Below are 2814 nucleotides of genomic sequence, written 5' to 3'. Positions count from 1 at the left end.
GGGTGCATGCCGGAGGGGCGGGCCGTGGGGTGCCCGCCCCTCGTGCGGTGGGAGGTCAGCTCGCCGACTGAAGGACCCGGACGTAGTCGACCACCATCGGCCGGCCCGGCTGGGTCCCGGCGTCCGGCCCGCCGCCGAAGGCGTTCGGGAAGGCGCCGCCCATCGCGACGTTGAGGATGAGGAAGAAGCCGTGGTCGGTCGCGTTCTTCCAGGTGGTCGTGTCGACCTGGCTCTCCTTGACGGTGTGGTAGGTCGTGCCGTCGACGGAGAAACGGATCTCCTCCGTGGCGGCCGACCTGTCCCACTCCAGGGCGTACGTGTGGAAGCCCGCGTTGCACGCCGTGCCGGGGCAGGTGGTGGTGGAGCCGATGCCGCTGTTCTCGTTGCAGGGGCCGCCCGGGGAGGTGCCGCAGTGCATGGTGCCGAACACCGTGTTCTGGCCCTGGGTGTTCTCCATGATGTCCAGCTCGCCGACGCCGGGCCAGTTCTGGTAGTTGCCGCGGTAGGGCGCGCCGAGCATCCAGAAGGCCGGCCAATAGCCCCTGGCGGCATCGCCGTTGACGTCCGGCGTCCGGATCCGGCCCTCGACGCGGAGCTTGCCGCCGGCCGGGGGCTGGAAGTCGGTGCGGTTGGTCTCGATGCGGCCGGAGGTCCAGTTGCCGGCGCCGTCGCGCCGCGGGGTGATGCGGAGGTTGCCGTCGCCGTCGAGGGAGACGTTGTCGGTGCTGTCCGTCATCCGTTCGATCTCGCCGGTGCCCCAGTCGGCGGGACCGCCCGGGTAGCCGGTGCCGGTGGCGTACTGCCAGTTGGCCGTGTCGGCCTTGGCGCCCGCTGGGCCTTCGAAGTCGTCGACGAACACCTGCGTCCAGCCCGACGGGGGTGGCGGCGCGGAGGCGTTCGCGGGCAGGGTGACGGCCGTTGCGGCTGCCGCCAGACCCAGCGTGCCGAGGACGCCGGCGAGCAACCGCCGACGGGAGATGCGTCTGCTGTGGTTTCCGCTCATGGGGCCTCTTCATTGAGGAGTGGGGGGAATGCAGGTCTTCTGAGAGCGCTCTCAGGGATGCCTGCGGTGCACAATGTGCTCCCTGCGGCACCAGTCGTCAAGGGTTGTCGTCATCCAAGACCGACCGGGCCTTCGGGTCGGTGCCCCACTTCTTGACGTACCAGTGCAGCACGTCGTCGATGATCAGCAGCAGGACGATACCCACCGCCATGGTCCACTCGGGAAGCCCCGCCCAACCGGCGACGAGACCCATCAGCCCGGCGAGGGTGAGCAGGAGAAGCAGCCGCAGCGCGTGCTGCCATCCGGTGTGCCGCGCCAGCCACCTTGCCCACCGCTGAGGCCTTCCCGACTGCTGAGGCCTTCCCGACCGCACCATCGCCGATTCCCCCGTCTCAGGCGTTGTGGAGCTCTGCGGGGTTCGACTTCCGGCGGGGCGCGACGGTTGTCCCAGGGCCCGTTGTCAGACCTTCCTGCGATGCTCACGGCATGGACGTCAGTTTGCAGCTGACCATCGACTGCGCCGACCCGGCGAGACTCGTGACCTTCTGGACCGAGGCCCTCGGTTACGTGACCGAACCGGCCCCGGGCGGGCACCCCACCTGGCGGGCCTACTGGGAGGACATGGGGGTGCCCGCGGAGGAACTGACCGAGGGGGTGGGGGAGAGCCCCGAGTCGATCGTCGATCCGGACGGGCAGGGGCCCCGCATCTGGTTCCAGCGGGTGCCGGAGGGCAAGACCGTCAAGAACCGGGTGCATCTGGACCTGAAGGTCGGTGGTGGCAGAGGCGTTCCCCTGCCGGAGCGCACCCGGAGAGTCAAGGCCAAGGTGGACCGGCTGACCTCGACCGGCGCGACGGTGGTGCGGGTCATGGACGAGCCGGACATGGACTACTACGGCGTCGTGCTGCGGGACCCGGAGGACAACGAGTTCTGCGTGGCCTGAGTGTCACGGACGGCTTCGCCCGGAAGCCCGATGCCGGGCAACTGCCGAACCCGCCGCCTCAGGCGCGCTCCGGCAGCCACCCCAGGGCCCGTGAGATGCCGCGCGCCGCCACCCGTACCGCCGGGACCAGCACCGGCACCTGGGCGTCGGCGTGCGGCACCACGATGGACACGGCGGCGGCCACCGAGCCGTCCGCCGTGCGTACCGGCGCGGCCACCGACAGGGCGTCCTCCGTGACCTGACGGTCGCTCACCGCGACGCCGGTCCGGCGCACTTCGGCGAGTTCCCGCCGCAGCCGCGCCGGGTCGGTGATCGTGTACGGCGTGAAGGACGCGAGTGCGCCCGCGCAGTACTCCTCCTGGAACTCCGGTTCCCCGTGGGCCAGCAGGGCGAGCCCGACCCCGGTGGCGTGCAGTGGCCAGCGCGCGCCGACGCGGATATGCACGCCGACCGCGGAGCGCCCCGACAGCCACTCGATGTAGACGACGTCCGAGCCGTCCCGCACCGCCAGCTGCACGTTCTCGTGCGTCGCCTCGTACAGGTCCTCCAGGTACGGCAGCGCGATCTGCCGCAGGGCGAGGCCGCGCGGCGCCAGTGCGGCGATCTCCCACAGCCGGAGCCCGACGTGGTAGACGCCGGACTCGTCCCGTTCCAGGGCTCCCCACTCGGTGAGCGCGCCCACCAGCCGGTGCGCGGTGGTCAGGCTCAGCCCGGCCCGCCGGCTGATGTCCGTCAGGCACAGGGCCGGGTGCTCGTGGTCGAAGGCCGCGAGGACGGACAGCAGCCGGTCGGTCGCGGTGGGGGCGCCCCCTGTGCGAGCGGGGCCGAGGACTTGGGGCAGAGCGGTCATGGCCGGGTGTCTCCCGGGT

The 2814-nt window shown here is 71.4% G+C and carries 3 protein-coding genes and 1 pseudogene; 1 reads left to right on the top strand and 3 read right to left on the bottom strand.

The window, feature by feature from the left end; all coding sequences use genetic code 11:
• Positions 1–64: 64 nt before the first annotated feature.
• Positions 65–1003: pseudogene (locus tag CA983_RS42375) on the bottom strand (glycoside hydrolase family 16 protein); the annotation flags it as partial.
• 97 nt (positions 1004–1100) lie between these two features.
• Positions 1101–1379 (bottom strand): hypothetical protein, encoded by a 279-nt coding sequence (locus CA983_RS42370; RefSeq protein ID WP_086605952.1) that lies wholly within the window; start codon positions 1377–1379, stop codon positions 1101–1103.
• Between the two features lie 110 nt (positions 1380–1489).
• Here CA983_RS42370 and CA983_RS42365 point away from each other — a divergent pair, with 110 nt between their 5' ends.
• Positions 1490–1945, top strand: a complete 456-nt coding sequence (locus CA983_RS42365; RefSeq protein ID WP_086605951.1) for a VOC family protein — start codon at positions 1490–1492, stop codon at positions 1943–1945.
• 58 nt (positions 1946–2003) lie between these two features.
• Here the strand turns inward: CA983_RS42365 and CA983_RS42360 are convergent, their stop codons facing one another.
• Entirely contained in the window at positions 2004–2795 is a 792-nt protein-coding gene (locus tag CA983_RS42360) for an IclR family transcriptional regulator (protein WP_086605950.1), read from the bottom strand.
• Between the last annotated feature and the right edge of the window lie 19 nt (positions 2796–2814).

Source organism: Streptomyces swartbergensis (assembly GCF_002148965.1).
In the GTDB taxonomy this organism is placed as follows: domain Bacteria; phylum Actinomycetota; class Actinomycetes; order Streptomycetales; family Streptomycetaceae; genus Streptomyces; species Streptomyces swartbergensis.
The sequence above is the reverse complement of the archived record's forward strand: the minus strand, read 5'-3'. Positions and strand labels throughout refer to the sequence as shown.